This window comes from Amycolatopsis sp. NPDC059235 (genome assembly GCF_042754125.1).
In the GTDB taxonomy this organism is placed as follows: Bacteria; Actinomycetota; Actinomycetes; order Mycobacteriales; family Pseudonocardiaceae; genus Amycolatopsis; species Amycolatopsis albidoflava.
Map to the genome: position 1 here is coordinate 15,762 of NZ_JBHZAG010000106.1, position 15,053 is coordinate 30,814.

The 15,053-nt window shown below is 69.5% G+C and carries 17 protein-coding genes and 2 pseudogenes; 8 read left to right on the forward strand and 11 right to left on the reverse strand.

Translation table 11 applies throughout. The features are described from left to right. The first annotated feature begins 592 nt into the window (after positions 1–592). From ACFXI3_RS40930 to ACFXI3_RS40940, 3 genes are read left to right on the forward strand one after another with little or no spacing between them, the layout of a single operon-like run. Positions 593–886 (forward strand): DUF2516 family protein, encoded by a 294-nt coding sequence (locus ACFXI3_RS40930; RefSeq protein WP_344288105.1) that lies wholly within the window; start codon positions 593–595, stop codon positions 884–886. A 31-nt stretch (positions 887–917) separates the two neighbouring features. After that, positions 918–1,463 (forward strand): YbaK/EbsC family protein, encoded by a 546-nt coding sequence (locus ACFXI3_RS40935; protein WP_354746099.1) that lies wholly within the window; start codon positions 918–920, stop codon positions 1,461–1,463. 10 nt (positions 1,464–1,473) lie between these two features. Continuing rightward, complete coding sequence (locus ACFXI3_RS40940; RefSeq protein ID WP_378407067.1) at positions 1,474–2,853, forward strand: aromatic amino acid lyase; 1,380 nt, start codon at positions 1,474–1,476, stop codon at positions 2,851–2,853. A 4-nt stretch (positions 2,854–2,857) separates the two neighbouring features. Here ACFXI3_RS40940 and ACFXI3_RS40945 read toward each other — a convergent pair. Both ACFXI3_RS40945 and ACFXI3_RS40950 read right to left on the reverse strand, forming a co-directional pair. Beyond that, a pseudogene (locus tag ACFXI3_RS40945) lies at positions 2,858–3,571 on the reverse strand (ABC transporter permease). Then, a complete protein-coding gene (locus tag ACFXI3_RS40950; protein ID WP_344288114.1) occupies positions 3,568–4,260 on the reverse strand; it encodes an ABC transporter permease in 693 nt (230 codons plus the stop codon). Before ACFXI3_RS40950 ends, ACFXI3_RS40945 begins: the two are co-directional and overlap by 4 nt. 140 nt (positions 4,261–4,400) lie before the next feature. Here ACFXI3_RS40950 and ACFXI3_RS40955 point away from each other — a divergent pair, with 140 nt between their 5' ends. The 3 genes from ACFXI3_RS40955 to ACFXI3_RS40965 all read left to right on the forward strand — a co-directional run bounded on the left by ACFXI3_RS40955 (position 4,401) and on the right by ACFXI3_RS40965 (position 6,979). Continuing rightward, positions 4,401–5,318, forward strand: coding sequence for an ABC transporter substrate-binding protein (locus ACFXI3_RS40955; protein WP_344288116.1), 918 nt, complete (start codon positions 4,401–4,403; stop codon positions 5,316–5,318). 99 nt (positions 5,319–5,417) lie between these two features. Further along, positions 5,418–5,852, forward strand: a complete 435-nt coding sequence (locus ACFXI3_RS40960) for an SRPBCC family protein (RefSeq protein WP_344288118.1) — start codon at positions 5,418–5,420, stop codon at positions 5,850–5,852. Between the two features lie 113 nt (positions 5,853–5,965). After that, positions 5,966–6,979, forward strand: a complete 1,014-nt coding sequence (locus ACFXI3_RS40965; protein WP_378407070.1) for an NADP-dependent oxidoreductase — start codon at positions 5,966–5,968, stop codon at positions 6,977–6,979. On the opposite strand, the gene ACFXI3_RS40970 is transcribed toward ACFXI3_RS40965, so the two are convergent. From ACFXI3_RS40970 to ACFXI3_RS40980, 3 genes are read right to left on the reverse strand one after another with little or no spacing between them, the layout of a single operon-like run. Then, entirely contained in the window at positions 6,969–7,628 is a 660-nt protein-coding gene (locus ACFXI3_RS40970) for a haloacid dehalogenase type II (RefSeq protein ID WP_378407072.1), read from the reverse strand. The two genes, ACFXI3_RS40965 and ACFXI3_RS40970, sit on opposite strands and share 11 nt — an antisense overlap. Positions 7,629–7,682: 54 nt before the next feature. Then, positions 7,683–8,087 (reverse strand): SRPBCC domain-containing protein, encoded by a 405-nt coding sequence (locus ACFXI3_RS40975; RefSeq protein WP_370932351.1) that lies wholly within the window; start codon positions 8,085–8,087, stop codon positions 7,683–7,685. Next, entirely contained in the window at positions 8,084–8,476 is a 393-nt protein-coding gene (locus ACFXI3_RS40980) for a RidA family protein (RefSeq protein WP_378407074.1), read from the reverse strand. The genes ACFXI3_RS40975 and ACFXI3_RS40980 overlap by 4 nt, the downstream gene beginning before the upstream one ends. A 61-nt stretch (positions 8,477–8,537) precedes the next feature. On the opposite strand from ACFXI3_RS40980, the gene ACFXI3_RS40985 reads away from it, so the two are divergent. Then, positions 8,538–9,482, forward strand: a complete 945-nt coding sequence (locus ACFXI3_RS40985; protein WP_378407076.1) for a helix-turn-helix transcriptional regulator — start codon at positions 8,538–8,540, stop codon at positions 9,480–9,482. On the opposite strand, the gene ACFXI3_RS40990 is transcribed toward ACFXI3_RS40985, so the two are convergent. Further along, on the reverse strand, positions 9,463–10,080 hold the full coding sequence (locus ACFXI3_RS40990) for a TetR/AcrR family transcriptional regulator (protein ID WP_378407083.1): 618 nt from the start codon (positions 10,078–10,080) through the stop codon (positions 9,463–9,465). The genes ACFXI3_RS40985 and ACFXI3_RS40990 overlap by 20 nt on opposite strands. Positions 10,081–10,200: 120 nt before the next feature. On the opposite strand from ACFXI3_RS40990, the gene ACFXI3_RS40995 reads away from it, so the two are divergent. Next, positions 10,201–11,247 carry an NAD(P)-dependent alcohol dehydrogenase gene (locus tag ACFXI3_RS40995; RefSeq protein ID WP_378407078.1) on the forward strand — a complete coding sequence of 349 codons (1,047 nt, stop codon included), beginning with the start codon at positions 10,201–10,203 and terminating at the stop codon, positions 11,245–11,247. Positions 11,248–11,353: 106 nt separating this feature from the next. Here ACFXI3_RS40995 and purU read toward each other — a convergent pair whose 3' ends face one another. The 5 genes and pseudogenes from purU to ACFXI3_RS41020 all read right to left on the reverse strand — a co-directional run bounded on the left by purU (position 11,354) and on the right by ACFXI3_RS41020 (position 14,917). Then, a complete protein-coding gene (gene purU, locus ACFXI3_RS41000) occupies positions 11,354–12,205 on the reverse strand; it encodes a formyltetrahydrofolate deformylase (RefSeq protein ID WP_354746231.1) in 852 nt (283 codons plus the stop codon). A 45-nt stretch (positions 12,206–12,250) separates the two neighbouring features. Then, a pseudogene (locus ACFXI3_RS41005) lies at positions 12,251–12,862 on the reverse strand (maleylpyruvate isomerase family mycothiol-dependent enzyme); the annotation flags it as partial. After that, on the reverse strand, positions 12,759–13,556 hold the full coding sequence (locus ACFXI3_RS41010; protein WP_344288133.1) for a DedA family protein: 798 nt from the start codon (positions 13,554–13,556) through the stop codon (positions 12,759–12,761). The pseudogene ACFXI3_RS41005 and the gene ACFXI3_RS41010, both read right to left, overlap by 104 nt. A gap of 69 nt (positions 13,557–13,625) precedes the next feature. Further along, positions 13,626–14,426 (reverse strand): class I SAM-dependent methyltransferase, encoded by an 801-nt coding sequence (locus ACFXI3_RS41015; protein ID WP_378407079.1) that lies wholly within the window; start codon positions 14,424–14,426, stop codon positions 13,626–13,628. Next, on the reverse strand, positions 14,405–14,917 hold the full coding sequence (locus ACFXI3_RS41020; protein ID WP_378407081.1) for a DUF2505 domain-containing protein: 513 nt from the start codon (positions 14,915–14,917) through the stop codon (positions 14,405–14,407). The genes ACFXI3_RS41015 and ACFXI3_RS41020 overlap by 22 nt, the downstream gene beginning before the upstream one ends. Positions 14,918–15,053: the final 136 nt, after the last annotated feature.

Here is a 15,053-nt window from a genome sequence, read left to right on the forward strand (position 1 = left end):
CGGGGTCGCCGAGGGCGAGAATTGAAGATCGAGGGGTCGCACGGCGGCCGGGCCGAGGTTTGGTCCGGTCGCCGTGTGCTGTGCTGGGGGAGTTTTCGGCGGCGTCGGTGTGTCGGGGCCATGGCGGCGGTGACTGGTTTTGGGACGGGCCTGACTTGGGGAGATTCGTTGGGTGCTGCCTGGCTGGTGGGGTGTGGCTGGGTTCGGCCTAGGTTTCCCCGAGTCTCGTTGGGTCGGGCCTAGTTTGGGACAGCTTCGTTGGGTCGGACCTAGCTTGGGCGAGCGTGATTAGGTCCGGCCTAGGTTGGCCGGATTCTCGTTGGGTCGGGCCTAGCTAGGAAGACCGTCGTTGGGTCCGGCCTAAGCTCGCCGCGAAGCGGGTAGGTCCGACCTAACCCGAGCAAAGAGCCGCGTTCGAGCAGGGACTCAGTTGGGGCGAGGCGGCCGTCGGAAGTGACCGTTGTCACCTCGAGCCTCGCCGCGGCGGTCGACCATGGCTAACCCGCTCGACCCGACCCTGACCAGCAGTCACCCGGCGGCATCGGGGTTTGGGGGAGCGGGCGGCGTGGGCGGTTTGCCGTAAGCTGGCGTCGTGCTGGTTGCCGAATGGATCCTCTGGGTCATCCACTGGGGCAGCGCCTTGGTCGGGCTCTTCGCCTTCGTTCACGCGCTGCTCCAACGAGCTGACGCGTACTCGGCGGCCGATCGCAAGACCAAGCCGATCTGGATGTTGATCACCGGCGGGGCCACGCTCGCGCTCGTGTTGTTCCAGATCCAGGGGCCCGGGTTCATCTTCTGGGTGCCCGCGATGGCGGCGGCGCTCGTCTACATCGTCGACGTGCGGCCGAAGCTCATCGAGGTCCAGCGGGGCCACCGCAACTGGTGACCGGAGCGCCGAGCCGATTACATTCGGGCCGGTGACCACCTGGACTATCGCCGGAAGCCTCACCGTCGTTCCCGCGCCGACCCGTACTGACCTGCTTGCCGAGCCTGTCGCCAAGGCGTTGGCCGCGATGCCCGCGCCGGACGCGCTCGGCGTCACCGAGATCGATCCGGAACTCGCCGATACCGCCGCGTTTTGCGAGGCCTACGGGTCGCCGTTGACCGCGTCCGCGAACTGCGTTGTCGTCGCCGGCAAGCGCGCCGGCGAGGTTCGCTTCGCGGCGGCGCTCGTGCTCGCGACCACCCGCGCCGACGTCAACGGGGTCATCAAACGCCGGCTCGACGTGCGCAAGGCGTCGTTCGCGCCGATGGACGAGGCCGTTTCCCTCACCGGCATGGAGTACGGCGGCATCACGCCGGTCGGCCTGCCCGCGGACTGGCCGATCCTCGTCGACCAGGCCGTCGCGGACGCGCCGGAGCTGGTGATCGGCAGCGGAATCCGCGGCAGCAAGCTCCTGATCTCCGGTTCGGCTCTCGCGGGGCTGCCGAACGCCGAGGTCATCGACGGGCTCGCGCGCTGAACTGTCCATAATGGACGAATTGGGACCGGTCGAGGTCAGCCCGGCTGCGCGAGAAGCGCTCAAGCGGCAGCGCGAAGCGATGCTGACCGCGCTCGACAACGACAGCCCGGTCTACGGCGTCAACACCGGGATGGGGCGGCTCGCCGGGACCCGGCTCACCAGCGAGCAGCAGGCCGACCACCAGCGCAATCTCCTCGTCGGCCGGGCGGTGGGCGGACCGCCGTGGTTGTCGCCGGAGTTGACCCGGGCGTTGCTGCGCATGCGGTTGCGCGGGTTTCTCCGCGGCGACGCGGCGGTCAGCCCCGAGCTGGTCGGCTTCCTCGCCGACCGGATCAACGACGGGTTCCTTCCCGCGGTCCCGCGCGACAGCCTCGGCAGCGCGGGCGAGATCATCCCGCTGGCGCACGCGTTCCAGACCTTCGTCGGGCTCGGCACGGTCATCGAGGACGGCATCGAAGTCCCGGCGGCGGAGGCGCTGCACCAACGCGGGGTGAAGCCGTTCGCGCTCGGACCGAAGGAAGGGGCGAGCCTCATCCAGGGCTCGCCGCTGGCCGAGGCGTACGCGTGGGTTTGCGGCGAAAGAGCGCGTCGGCTGGTCGATTGGCAGACGGTCTGCGCGGCGATCAGCGTGGACGTTCTTGGTGCGCCGCAAGCGATTTACCGCGGTACGCGGATCGAGAAACTCATCGAAGGAGCCGTCGCAAAAAAGGGAGTCGTGCAGGCACCGATCTCGGTGCGAGTCGGCCCGAAGGTACTCGAATACGTCAACCACACCGTCGAGGAACTGCGGGAAACCCTGCACGAGTCCTGGCAAACTCCGGCGGACTCCCCGGCCTTCCTCGACGGGGAGTTCATCCCGACGACCGGCTATCACGCAGCCGCGCTGGGCCTCCGGATGGACGCCGTCAAGGCAGCGCTCATCCACGCGGCCGAGGTCTCGGTGCAGCGCCTCCACCGCCTCCTCGACCCGCAGTTCAGCGGTCTTCCGCCCCAGCTTGCGGTGGATCCGGGTCCACAGGCTGGGCTCACGCCGCTGCACAAACGCGCGGCTGGCGAGCTGCACGCGATGCGACGGCTGGCCGCACCGGCGACGCTCGGGTCGATCGACACTTCCGCTGGTCAGGAGGACGTGCAAGCGTTTGCCAGCAAGGCCGGTGCCGAGCTGGAGACAGTCATCGACCGCTTCTTCGCCATCACCGCGTGCGAGCTGATCGCCGGGCGGCAGGCGCGGTATCTGCTCAAGACCCGAGGAGCACCGGGGCTGGCCGACGCCTACGCCTGGCTGGCCGAGAGGATCGAGCCGGTGGTGGTCGACCGGTCGCTGGGGGCAGAGATCGAGCGGCTGGCCGTGGTGTGTCGTGAGTGTTCGTCACGGTTGGAACCGCGATAAACACTCAGGAGTCCCGCCGTGCCTGCTGCAGTGCGAGACCGCGGGGCGTAGCCAGTTTGGTCAGCAGCGCGAACAACCCCTCGCACACCAACGCCAGGATCACCACCGCCACGCCGCCGCCGAAGATCTCGCCGTGGCCCTGCTCGCCGAGGGCGAAGCCGTCCACGATGTAGCGGCCGAGACCGCCGCCGTCGTTGACGATCGCGCCGATGGCGACCGTCGCGATCAGTTGCAGGAACGCCACTCGCGCGGCGGCCACGATCACCGGCGACGCCAGCGGCAGTTCCACGCGCAGCATGATCTGCCATTCGCGATACCCGGTGCCGCGCGCCGCGTCGACGACCTCCTGTTCCACCTGCACCACCCCGGCGTAGGTGTTGGTGAACAGCGGCGGCAGCGCCAGCGCGACGAGCGCGAGCAGCAGCGGCCAGAAGTCCGTGTTCGCACCCTAGCGGCTGGCCAGGAACCAGAACAGGATGATCAGCCCGAAGCTCGGGATCGCGCGGCCGATGTTCACCGCGCTGCTGGCGAGGAACTGACCGCGCCGGTAGTGCGCGAGCCACAGCGCGAACGGGACTGTCAGGACGATCGAGATCACCAGCGCCAGCACGGAAAACCACAGATGCTGCACCGTCCGGAACGGAATCCCGGCCGGGTCGGTCCAGCTCCAGCGGTTCGGATCGGCCAGCCATTGGCTCAGCTGCGCGAAAAAGCTCATCGGACCGCCCTCCGCGCCCACGGGGCCAGCGCGCGTTCGCTCAGCCACAGCAGCAAATCGACGAGCACGGCCAGCGCGATCGACAGCACGATGCCGACGATGATCGGGCTCGGGTTGGGGATCGGCGTCTGGATGCCGGCGCGGATGAAATAGCCGAGCCCGCCGTTGCCGAGCAGCGACGTGACGGTGACCAGGCCGATCGTCGTCACCGCGGCCACCCGCAGCCCGGCGATCACCACCGGCAGCGCGAGCGGCAGTTCCACCTGCCACAACAGCCGCCGCCGCGTGAAGCCCATCCCGACCGCCGCTTCGCGCACCTCGGTCGGCACCTGCTGCACGCCGGTCACGATGTTGCGAATCAGGATCAGCAGCGTGTACGTCGCCAGCGGGATCACCGAGGTGGCGAAGGTGAACCCGAGCAGCGGAACCAGCAGCGCGAACGCGCCGAGGCTCGGGATCACGTAGAGCGCGCCCGCGGCGCCCACGACGAACGGATAGAACCAGCGGTAGCGCAGGCACAGCGTGGCCAGCGCGAGCGACAGCACGAGACCGACGCCGAGCGCGGTCGCGGTGAGGGCGATGTGCTCGCCGAGCCGCTGAAGAATCGCGTCAGCGTTGCGTTCGACCCACCGCCATTCGAAGAGGGGACGGCTGCTGTCGGCCAGCAGCGGGGTCACGGACGCGTGCACGGCGCGACCTTACCCCGATCGAGCGACAATATTCCGGCCGTTGAGATTCCGTGGCGAGGATTCCTAACCAGTGGTTTCTGTCGGGGGTCGCGGTTAGGGTCCATTCCCACTAACGAGTGAACTGAGGAGTGTGGGGACACGTGCGCTGGACCCGGAACATCCGAGTGGCCGCGCTGCTGGCGACGGCCGCGCTCGGCTTGACCGCGTGCGGTGGGGGAAGCGACCAGCCGGCCGCGCCGAGCAAGGGCGGCGCACCGATCGTCGTCGCCTCGTTCAACTTCACCGACAGCCAGATCCTGGCCGAGATCTACGCGGGCGCGCTGGAGGCCAAGGGCTATCCGGTCACCCGGAAGCTGAATCTCGGCTCGCGGGAGCTGGTCTACCCGTCGCTCAAATCCGGCGAGCTGCAGTTCCTGCCGGAGTACCAGGGCGCGGCGATCACGACCGGCTTCGGCAAGGAGGCCACTAAGGACGCCAAGGCCGAGCACGACCAGCTGTCGAAGCTGTTCGCACCGGAGGGCGTCGGCCTGCTGAACTACGCGGCCGCGGAGGACAAGAACACCTACATCGTGAAGGCCGACGTCGCGAAGTCGAAGGGCATCGCGTCGATCAGCGACCTGAAGAAGCTCGACAAGGTCGTCATGGCCGGTCCGCCGGAGTGCGAGAAGCGGCTGCCGTGCTTCAAGGGCTTCAAGGACATCTACAAGCTGACGAACGCCACCTTCCAGACCGTGCAGGAGGCCGGGCCGCGCGTGCAGCAGCTCAACTCCGGCGCGGTCACGGTGATCCCGGTCGACTCGGTCAGCCCGCTGGTCGGCGACTCGCAGTACGTCGCGCTGAAGGACGATCTCACCATCGTGCCCACCGAGAACGTGGTGCCCGCGGTGAACAAGAAGGTGCTCGACGAGCGCGGCACCGACTTCGCGACGGTCGTCAACGCGGTCAGCGCGAAGCTCACCACGGACGGCATGCGCGAGCTGAACAAGCGGGTCGACGCGGACGGCGAGCCCGCCGCCGACGTGGCCAAGGACTGGCTGAAGCAGCAGGGCCTGTCCTGACGCTCTCCGGGAGTGGCGGGTGCGTACCGCCACTCCCGGGGTTTCCGCGCGTGTGCGAAGGTGACTGCGGCGGAAACCGAGGAGAGCAGGGGAAACGACATGGGCAAGGTCACGGCCACCGCGGAGCGCACGATCGACGCGCCGGTGGAACGCGTGCGTGAGCTGGTCGCGGACTACGCCGAGACCCGGCCGAAGCTGCTCACCGAGCACTACCGCGACTACGAGGTCAGCGAAGGCGGCGTCGGCGCCGGCACGAAGGCCAGCTGGAAGCTGCAGGCCACGTCCAAGCGCGTGCGCGACGTCGCGGCCACGGTGACCGAGCCGGCACCGGGCACCCTCGTCGAGACCGACGCGAACTCCAGCATGGTCACCACCTGGACCGTCACCGCCTCCGGCGAGCGTTCGCTGGTCCGCATCGAGACCAGCTGGGACGGCGCGGGCGGCGTCGGCGGCTTCTTCGAGAAGACCTTCGCGCCCGGCGGGTTGAAGAAGATCTACGACGGCGTGCTCGGCAAGCTCGCGGAGATCGTGTAGCGCTTGCCACAGCTCCGGGGACAATCGGAATGCGCGCCCCGGTTGCTTCGTTGGCCGGATAGACGGGGCGCGCGCCCCGCTTCAGTCCAGCTTGAACGAAACGGAGTTCGACGGTGAACGCACCCACAGCGACCGAGATCCGGCTCGCGGCCCGTCCGCACGGCGTCCCGACCATGGACACTTTCGACATCGTCGAGACCGAGGTGCCGAAGCCGGGTCCCGGGCAGATCCTGGTGCGCAACCTGGTGATGAGCGTCGACCCGGCGATGCGCGGCCGGATGAACGACGTGAAGTCCTACTCGCCGCCGTTCGTCGTCGGCGAGGCCATGCAGGGCGGCGCGGTCGGCGAGGTCGTCGAGTCCACTGTGGACGACTTCGCGCCCGGCGATCACGTGCTGCACCAGGCGGGCTGGCGCACGCACGCGGTGCTCGACGCCAAGCGAGCGGTCAAAGTGGACGATTCCGTCGCGCCGCTCTCGACCTACCTCGGCGTGCTCGGGATGCCGGGCCTCACCGCGTACTCCGGACTGCTGGTGAGCGCGGAATTCAAGCCCGGCGACACGGTTTTCGTGTCCGGCGCGGCCGGTGCGGTCGGCTCGCTCGTCGGACAGTTGGCGCGGCTCAAGGGCGCCAAGCGCGTGATCGGCAGCGCGGGTTCGGCGGAGAAGGTCCGCTACCTCACCGAGGAGCTCGGCTTCGACGCCGCCTTCAACTACAAGGACGGGCCGGTCGCCGAGCAGCTCGCCGCGGCCGCGCCCGAGGGCATCGACGTCTACTTCGACAACGTCGGCGGCGAGCACCTGGAAGCCGCGATCGCGTCGATGAACCTGCACGGCCGGATCGCCATCTGCGGCATGATCTCGCAGTACAACGCCACCGAGCCGACGCCGGCGCCGCGCAACCTGGTGCAGCTCATCGCGAAGCGGATCACCATGCGCGGCCTGCTCGTGCTGGACCACTGGCACCTGATGCAGGAGTTCGTGGCCGAGGTCGCGCCGCTCGTCGCGTCCGGCGAGATCAAGTACTCGGAGACCTTTGTGGACGGTATCCGCAACGCGCCGGAAGCCTTCCTCGGTCTCCTCAGCGGCGCCAACACCGGCAAAATGCTGGTGCGCCTCAGTTCCTGACGATCGCGTCAGCCAGCTCGGGCATCGTCGCCGCCGTGTAGGTGGCGGCGGGCAGGCCGGGCAGCGGATGGACTCCGGGACGCGCGAGCAGCGCGGTCCGGAGTCCGGCGGCTTGTGCCCCGGCGATGTCCCAGCCGTGCGCGGCGATCATCACCGCCTGGCCGGGTTCGACGGCGAAGGCGCGCAGCACCTGGTGGTACGGCTCCGGCGCGGGCTTGAGCCGGCTGACTTGCTGTGCGGAGAAGATCCGGTCGAATTTCGTTGCCAGGCCAGCGTTCTGCAGCTGTGCTTCGGCGGTGGCGAGCGGCGAATTCGTGAGGGCGACGACCTGGTGTCCGGCCTGGTGCAGGCGGTCAAGGCCGGGTACGACGTCGGCGTGGGCGGGGAGAGAACGCAGGCCGTCGCCGACGTTCGCCAGCTCGGCGTCGGTCAGTTCGTGGCCGTGCCGTGCGCAGACGGCGACCGCGGCTTCTCCGGCGATCTGCGCGAAATCGCGGTACTGGCCCGCCGCGGTCACCGTGAGCACGGTGTGGATCGCGAGGGTGAACCATTCCTGCCGTGCTTCCGGGGCTCCGGTGAGCTGGGTGAACAGCGGGTCCAGCGCGGTCAGGTCGAGCAGCGTCTCGTTGACGTCGAACACGCAGAGCATCGCGCCTCCTGCCGGTGAACCGCTTGCGCACCAGGGTCCTCCGTCAGTCGCGGGCTAGGCAAGCGCGGTGATCAGTTCGGTGAGAACTCCCTGCCAATGGCGGCGCTGCTGCTCCCGTTCGGCGGCATTGGCCAGCCGTTCCTGGTGAATGCGCAGCATCGCTTTGCCGGGACCGCTGGCGCGCACCGCCAGCTGCAGGGTCGTTTCGTGCGACCAGCCGGTCGGCTGCCAGGTGAGCCGGATCCGGTCCATTTCGCGGAAGCTGCGCGTCTCGCCGCGGATTCCGTCGGCGGTCTCGTATCCGACGCCGGGTTCGGGTTGGACGGTCACGCCCTCGCCGAGCCAGATCGCCACGCCTTCCGGCGAGGTGATGAAGTCCCACACCTCTTCGGCGGAGCGGCCGATCGTCTTCGAGACGCCGATCTGCCAGCCCGCGTCCTTGGTCTGCCCGACGCTCATCGGATCACCGCCGCGATCGCGCTGACCTCGACGAGCGTGCCCGGCACGGCCAGCCCGGCCACTCGCTGGACGATCACCGGCGGCGTCGCGCCCGCCAGCGCCGCGGCGGCGGCCGGATAAGCCTGGGCGAGATCGACCTCCGCGACCAGCAGGATGTTCAGCATCACCACATCCTGAACGGTCGCGCCCCCGGCGGCCAGTGCCGTCTTCAGGTTGGCCAGCACTCGCTCGACCTGCGCGGCGACGTCGGATCCGCCGACGAGCTTGCCGCTCGCGTCGACGGCGTTCTGGCCGCCGACGTACACCGTGGTCGCACCCGGCGGGACCACGGCGACCTGGGTAAAGGCTGGGGATTGCACGAGCCCTTCGGGGCGGAGCAGCTGAGTCATGAGCCAAGTATGAGCAAATACCCGGTCGGATACTGTCCTAGTTTTGCGCGAGAATCGAACCATGACCACCACGAGCCGCCGCCTGGAGACGCTGGCCCTGCTGCAGGCGCGCCCCGGCATCTCCGCCACCGATCTCGCGGCCCGGCTCGGCGTCACCGAGCGCACCACGCGGCGCGACATCGCTCAGCTGCGCGAACTCGGCTACCGCATCGACGGCGAACCGGGCCGGGTCGGCGGCTACCGGCTCGCGCACGGCACCGCGATGCCGCCGCTGTTGCTCGACGCGGACGAGGTCGCCGCCGTTTCGCTCGGCCTGCAGACGGCGGTCGCGGTCGACGGGCTGGAAACCGCCACGGTGACCGCGCTGGCCAAGCTGACCCAGGTGGTCCCGACCCGATGGCAGACCCGGCTCGCCGCGCTGGCGGACGTGGAATCGTTGCCGGGCAAGCCTTTCCGGCGCGCAACACGGGACACCCTGGTGCCGCTCGCGTTGGCTTGCCGGGCCGGTGAAGCGGTCCGGATCCGGCATCGAGCCATGGATGCTCCGTCGGCGAAACCGGTTGACGTGCAACCACATCGGCTCATCACCGTCCGGCGGCAGTGGTATCTCGTCGCTTGCCCGCGCGGGACGAACGAATGGAAAACCTTTGCGGTAGACCGGATCGAGGCGGTTCAGCCGCTCGGGACCAAGCTGCCCGCGCCGGAGCCACCGTCCACTGTGGCCGATCTGGTCGCGGACGCGGGCTGGCGGCATCGCGTCCGGGTGCGGGTGCACACCTCCGCCGACCTGGTCCGGGAACTCGTCGACCCGAGCGTGGCCGCCGTGGTCGAGGACGGCGACGAATGCGAACTCCGTTTCGGCGCCGACGATCTCGACTGGGCCGCGCGCTGGCTGGCTTACCTCGACGTGGATTTCGATGTCCTGGAACCGTCCGCGCTCACCGATCGCTTGCGCGCCTTAGGGGAATGGCTGGCCGCCCGCTACGTCACCACTCCGCCGGACTGATCTCCGGTCTCCCGGCGCGATAAGCCTCGACCACGATCCGCGCCGCCCGCCGGGACTTGGCGACCACCTGCTCCGTCGGATAACCGAGCCATTGGTAGACGCCGTTGAGGTAGAAATCGCCGTACCCGTAGGCCTGGGTGTGCAGCTGCTCCATCAGTTCCAGCGCGATAGCCGGGTCCGGCGCGATCGTGAGGCAGCGCAGCAGCGACGCGTCGATCAGCTCACGGCGAGCCTCGTGCAGTTCGATGTGCTGCGCGTCGGCCAGATCCGCGGCGAAGAACACGTGCAGCCCGATCCGGGTGTCGATCAGGAACTGGGTGTGCGCGGCAGCCACGGCGGCCAGCGCGGCCCCGTCGTCCGTTTCGGCGGCGGCTGCTTCGTCGGCTAGCTCGCGAAGCTGGCGCGCCGCGACCGTGCCGACTGCAGCTAGCAACGCCGCGCGGTCCGGGAAATGCCGGTACGGCGCCGCGGCCGAGACCTTCGCCCGCCGCGCGGCTTCGGCGACCGAGAACCCGGCGACCCCGTTTTCGGCGATCAGGTCGAGCGAGACGCGCACGAGCTCGGCGCGCAGGTTGCGGTGGTGGTACTGCGCCGCCATGCCGTGTGTCACACCCGATCGTGGTCGTGCCGAGGAATAAGCCGAGGCCCACGCTAGTCTATGTAAGAGGGTTCTTACATTGACTTCGTTCCCGAAAATCGGGACACCCAGGAGGGCTTCATGACCACGACCACCTCCGCCATCGCCGCCGCGGCGCCGGGCGGACCGCTGGCCCCGACGACGATCGAGCGCCGCGACCTGCGGCCGGACGACGTGCTGATCGACATCGCCTACGCCGGCATCTGCCACAGCGACCTGCACCAGGTCCACCAGGACTGGGGGACCGCGATCTTCCCGATGGTGCCGGGTCACGAGATCGCCGGGGTGGTCGCCGCGGTCGGCGCGAACGTCACGAAGTACCAGGTCGGCGACCGGGTCGGCGTCGGCTGCATGGTCGATTCCTGCGGCGAATGCGAGTACTGCCGGGCCGGATCCGAGCAGTTCTGCGTCAAGGGCAACGTGCAGACGTACAACGGGGTCGGCTTCGACGGCGAGAACACCTACGGCGGCTACAGCCGGCAGATCGTCGTGAAGGACGCGTTCGTCTGCCGGATCCCGGAGGGCATTTCCCTCGACGTCGCCGCGCCGCTGCTGTGCGCGGGCATCACCACGTACTCGCCGCTGCGCCGGTGGGGCGCGGGGCCGGGCAAGAAGGTCGCCGTCGTCGGGCTCGGCGGGCTCGGTCACATGGCGGTCAAGCTGGCCGTCGCGATGGGCGCGGACGTCACCGTGCTCAGCCAGAGCCTCAAGAAGCAGGAAGACGGACTTCGCCTCGGCGCGAAGGACTACTACGCGACCAGCGACGAGTCGACCTTCGAGACGCTCGCCGGCCAGTTCGACGTCATCCTCAACACCGTCTCGGCGAAGCTGCCGGTCGACGCCTACCTCAGCCTGCTGCGCGTCGGCGGCGCGATGGTGAACGTCGGCGCGCCGGGGGAACCGTTGGAGTATAACGTCTTCTCCCTGCTCGGCGGCAACCGCGTGCTGGCCGGTTCGATGATCGGCGGCATCGCGGAAACCCAGGAGATGCTGGACTTCTGCGCCGAGCACGGCGTGGGCGCGGAGATCGAGACGATCAGCGCGGACCAGGTGAACGAGGCGTACGCGCGGGTCGAGAACAGCGACGTGCGCTACCGCTTCGTGATCGACACCTCGACGATCGGCTGACGCCCGCGGTCGTGCGTGGCTTGCGTTCCTGCGAACGTCCGTGAGGGGAACCCTCAGGGACTCTGAGTCCCTCAGGGTTCCCCTCACGTACCTCGGCGCCAGCGCGTCAGAGCACCATGGTTCGGTTGCCGTGCACCAGGACGCGCCCTTCAAGGTGCCAGCGCAGTCCGCGCGCGAGCGTCACCTTCTCGATGTCCCGGCCCTTGCGCACCATGTCCTGCACCGAATCGCCGTGGTCGACGCGGATCACGTCCTGTTCGATGATCGGCCCGGCATCCAGGTCCGCGGTGACGTAATGGCAGGTCGCGCCGACGAGCTTCACGCCGCGCGTGTGTGCCTGGTGGTACGGCTTCGCGCCGATGAACGACGGCAGGAAGCTGTGGTGGATGTTCAGCGCGCGCCCGGCCCACTCCGCGCACAGGTCCGCGGGCAGCACCTGCATGAAGCGCGCCAGCACGATCGCGTGCGGGTCGTGGGCGTCGACCAGTTCGCGGACCTTGGCGAACGCGGCCGCTTTGCCGTCGGGGTCGCCCGCCGGGAACGGCACGTGGTGGAACGGGATCCCGTGCGCGCGGGTGATGTCCGCGAGCGAATCGTGGTTGCCGATCACCGCGGCGATGTCGACGTCCAGCTCGCCGGAGGCGACGCGGCCGAGCAGGTCGTACAGGCAGTGTCCGGCCTTTGACACCAGCACCACCGCGCGCGGGCGCTCGCCGGTGTCGCGCACCTGCCAGCTCGATTCGGCGGACAGTTCGTTCGCCACCTCGCCGAACCGCTCGCGCAATCCCGCGGCGTCGAACGGCAGCGAATCGGCGCGCACGACCTGGCGGGTGAAGAACCAGCCCGAGTCGGGGTCGGTGTGATACGCCGCCTCGGCGATCATTCCGCCGTGGTCGGCGAGGAAGCCGGAGATGCGGGCGATGATGCCGGTGCGGTCGGGGCAGCCGAAGGTGAGCACGTAACGCTGGGGTTCTGACACGCGCCCATTCTCACCGGCCGCTGGTCAGGGCGCTGCGAGGGGCTCCAGAAGGGTGGCGTCGCCGACTTTCTCCGCGCGGTTCGGGCGGCCCCACAACGCGCGGTAGACGTCGTCGGCGGGGCCGGTGAGCGTGAGGTCCGGGACGCCTTCGCCCAGCGCCGGCGGCTCGTCGGCGTGCAGCAGAACGGTCCACGTCCGCGTGTCGGTGCTGACCTGGACGATCCCGTCGCGGCGGCTCGGCGCGGCCCGGCGCGGGGTCAGGAAGGCGAGGAACTCGTCGATGCCGTCCTCGGCGAATTCCGTGCGGTACTGGGTGACCGGCGGGGTGGGCAGGGCGCTTTCCGCGTCGAGCCGGTGGATGGCGAACTCGTGCGCTAGCCGGCGCGTCCAGTCTCCGACGGTGACCGGGCCGCCGCGCGGGAACGGCGACCGCAGCGGGGTGTCCGCCGGGCGGCGCAGGGCTTCGCGGACGGCCATGCGTTCGCCGTCCCAGCAGCCGAGCGCGTCTTCCCAGGTGGCCGCTGTCGGTGGCTCAGCTTTCCGGTCGGTGATCGCAGCGACCGTGTACGAGAGCACCGTCGTCAGGTGCGTCACCAGGTCCTGCACTGTCCATTTCGGACAGTTCCGGACCGGCGCGGCCGGGCCCGCGGCGAGCGTCGCGGCCTTGATCCGGTCGGCGTGAATGTCGATCGCTTCCAGCAGACGTGGCGCGTCCATGCACTGACCGTAGCCTGCGCACGCGCACCCGTCGGCCGAATTCGATGAGCGCGACCAGCAGCAGCCCGAGCAGGAACGACAGCAGCAGGCCGTACACCGGACGGTCGGCGAACGCGGTGCCGCCGGCGAGCCCGATCAGCGCGCTGTACACCGACCAGAGCGCCGCGCCGACGGCGTCGAGCGGCACGAACCGGCGCAGCGGGTAGCCGAGGCTGCCGTTGGCCAGCGCGCTCGCGACGCGGCCGCCGGGCAGGTAGCGGGCGGCGATGATCAGCAGCGGTGCTTGCCTGCGGACTTGGTCGCGGGCCCATTCGTAGCGTTGCCGTCCGGACGGTCCGCGCTGCAGCCAGGCGACGGCGCGCGGTCCGGCGGCGCGGCCCACGGCGTAGCCGAGACAGTCGCCCGCCCACGCGCCCGCGGCGGAGACGACGACCAGCAGCGCCAGCCTGCCGACGTCCGGTCCGATCAGGACGGCCACGGTCACCACGGTCGTTTCGCTCGGCATGAACGGAAGCAGCGCGTCCAGCCCGGCGATCGCGAACACGAGCACCCACAGCCAGGGCGAGCCGAGGGTGCCCCGGATCAGCTCGGTGACGTGTTCCAGCAGTTCCACCCGCTCATCGTCAGCACTGAAGGTCACCAAGGGATGACCCAGCGGGGTGCGGGTGGTGAACAGGTGGGTTCAGCGCGGCGCGACGCTTTCCCAGGCCACGGTCAGTTCGCCGAGCCTGCGCCGGTCCGGATTGCCGAAAACGGGCCAGCCGCGGTCGGCGAGCATGGCGACGGTGGTGGTCCAGCGGGCGCGCACGCCGAACGAGCGGTGCGGGGCGGCGGCTGCCCAGCATTCGTCCAAAGTGGACATTAGAGCGTGCACGCGTTCGCCGGGAACGTTGCGGTGAATGAGGATCTTCGGCAGTCGTTCGGCCACTGTGGACGGACGGTCGAGTTCGGCGAGGCGGAGCGACAGGGTGAGCGTGCGCGGCCCGCCGGCGCCGACCACGACCCACGTGACCAGCCTGCCGATCTCGTCGCAGGTGCCCTCGACGAGCAGGCCGTCCGGCGGCATCGCGTCGAGCATCAGCTGCCACGCGCCGGGGACCTCGTCCTCGGCGTACTGCCGGAGCACGTTGAACGCGCGCACCAGGACCGGCCGCGTCCCGGCCAGCTCGAAGCCGCCGCGCCGGAAGTCGAGCCGAGGCGGATCGGCGGCGGGCTGGGCGGCGGCGACGCGTTCGGGGTCGAGTTCGAGCCCGAGCACCCGGATGTCCGGCCGTACGCGCGCCAGCCAGCGAGCCAGTTCGACCGTCGTGACCGGCGACGCTCCGTAGCCGAGATCGACGACAAGGGGACTTTCGCCCCGCCGCAGCAGCCGGGTGACGGCCGGATCGCTCGCGAGCCAGCGGTCGACCCGGCGCAACCGGTTGGGATTGGTGGTGCCCCTGGTCGGGGCGCCCACCGGGGTCAGGCGTGCTCGGCCAGCCACTGCGCGGTGAACTCGTCCTCGTTCCGCAGCAGGTTGACCACCTGCTCGGAGACGAACTCCTCGATCCGGCCGCCGAAGAGGGGGATCCGGACGACTACCTCGCCTGAGGTGCGGAGGAGGACCTTGCCGTCTTTCGCGCCTCGGGTGAGGTAGGTGGAGGCGCTGATTTCGCCTGGGACGCCGCCGACGCTGACGTCGGACCGGCCGGTGTACTCGTCGCCGGACCGCTTCCAGGTTTGGGCGCGGTTGACGATGATGTCGCCTTTGTGGAGGGCTCGGACGGCTTGGGGGAGTTTTGCCGCCTTGATGCCGTGCTGGAGTTCGTAGCGGACGGAGTCGGCTTCGGCTTCGGCGGTGTAGGTGAGGAGTTTGGCGTCGTCTCCGCCTTGTTCGGCCAGGCGGGCGCGGAGGGCTTCTTCTCCGGCTACTGCGGCGAAGACGTCCGCTAGTGAGCCGTCGAACTCGCCGCGGTGTTCGATCCGGGATCCCATGAAACGGACACTACCGGGTGGGGGGCTCGTCGCCTGGCGGCGACATTGGCCCTCCGTTGGTTGCGTGGGGCACCCCGAAGGTTGATTGTGCTGACGGTTCGGGGGTGCTTGTCAAGGCGGGAAAGATGCCTTGACA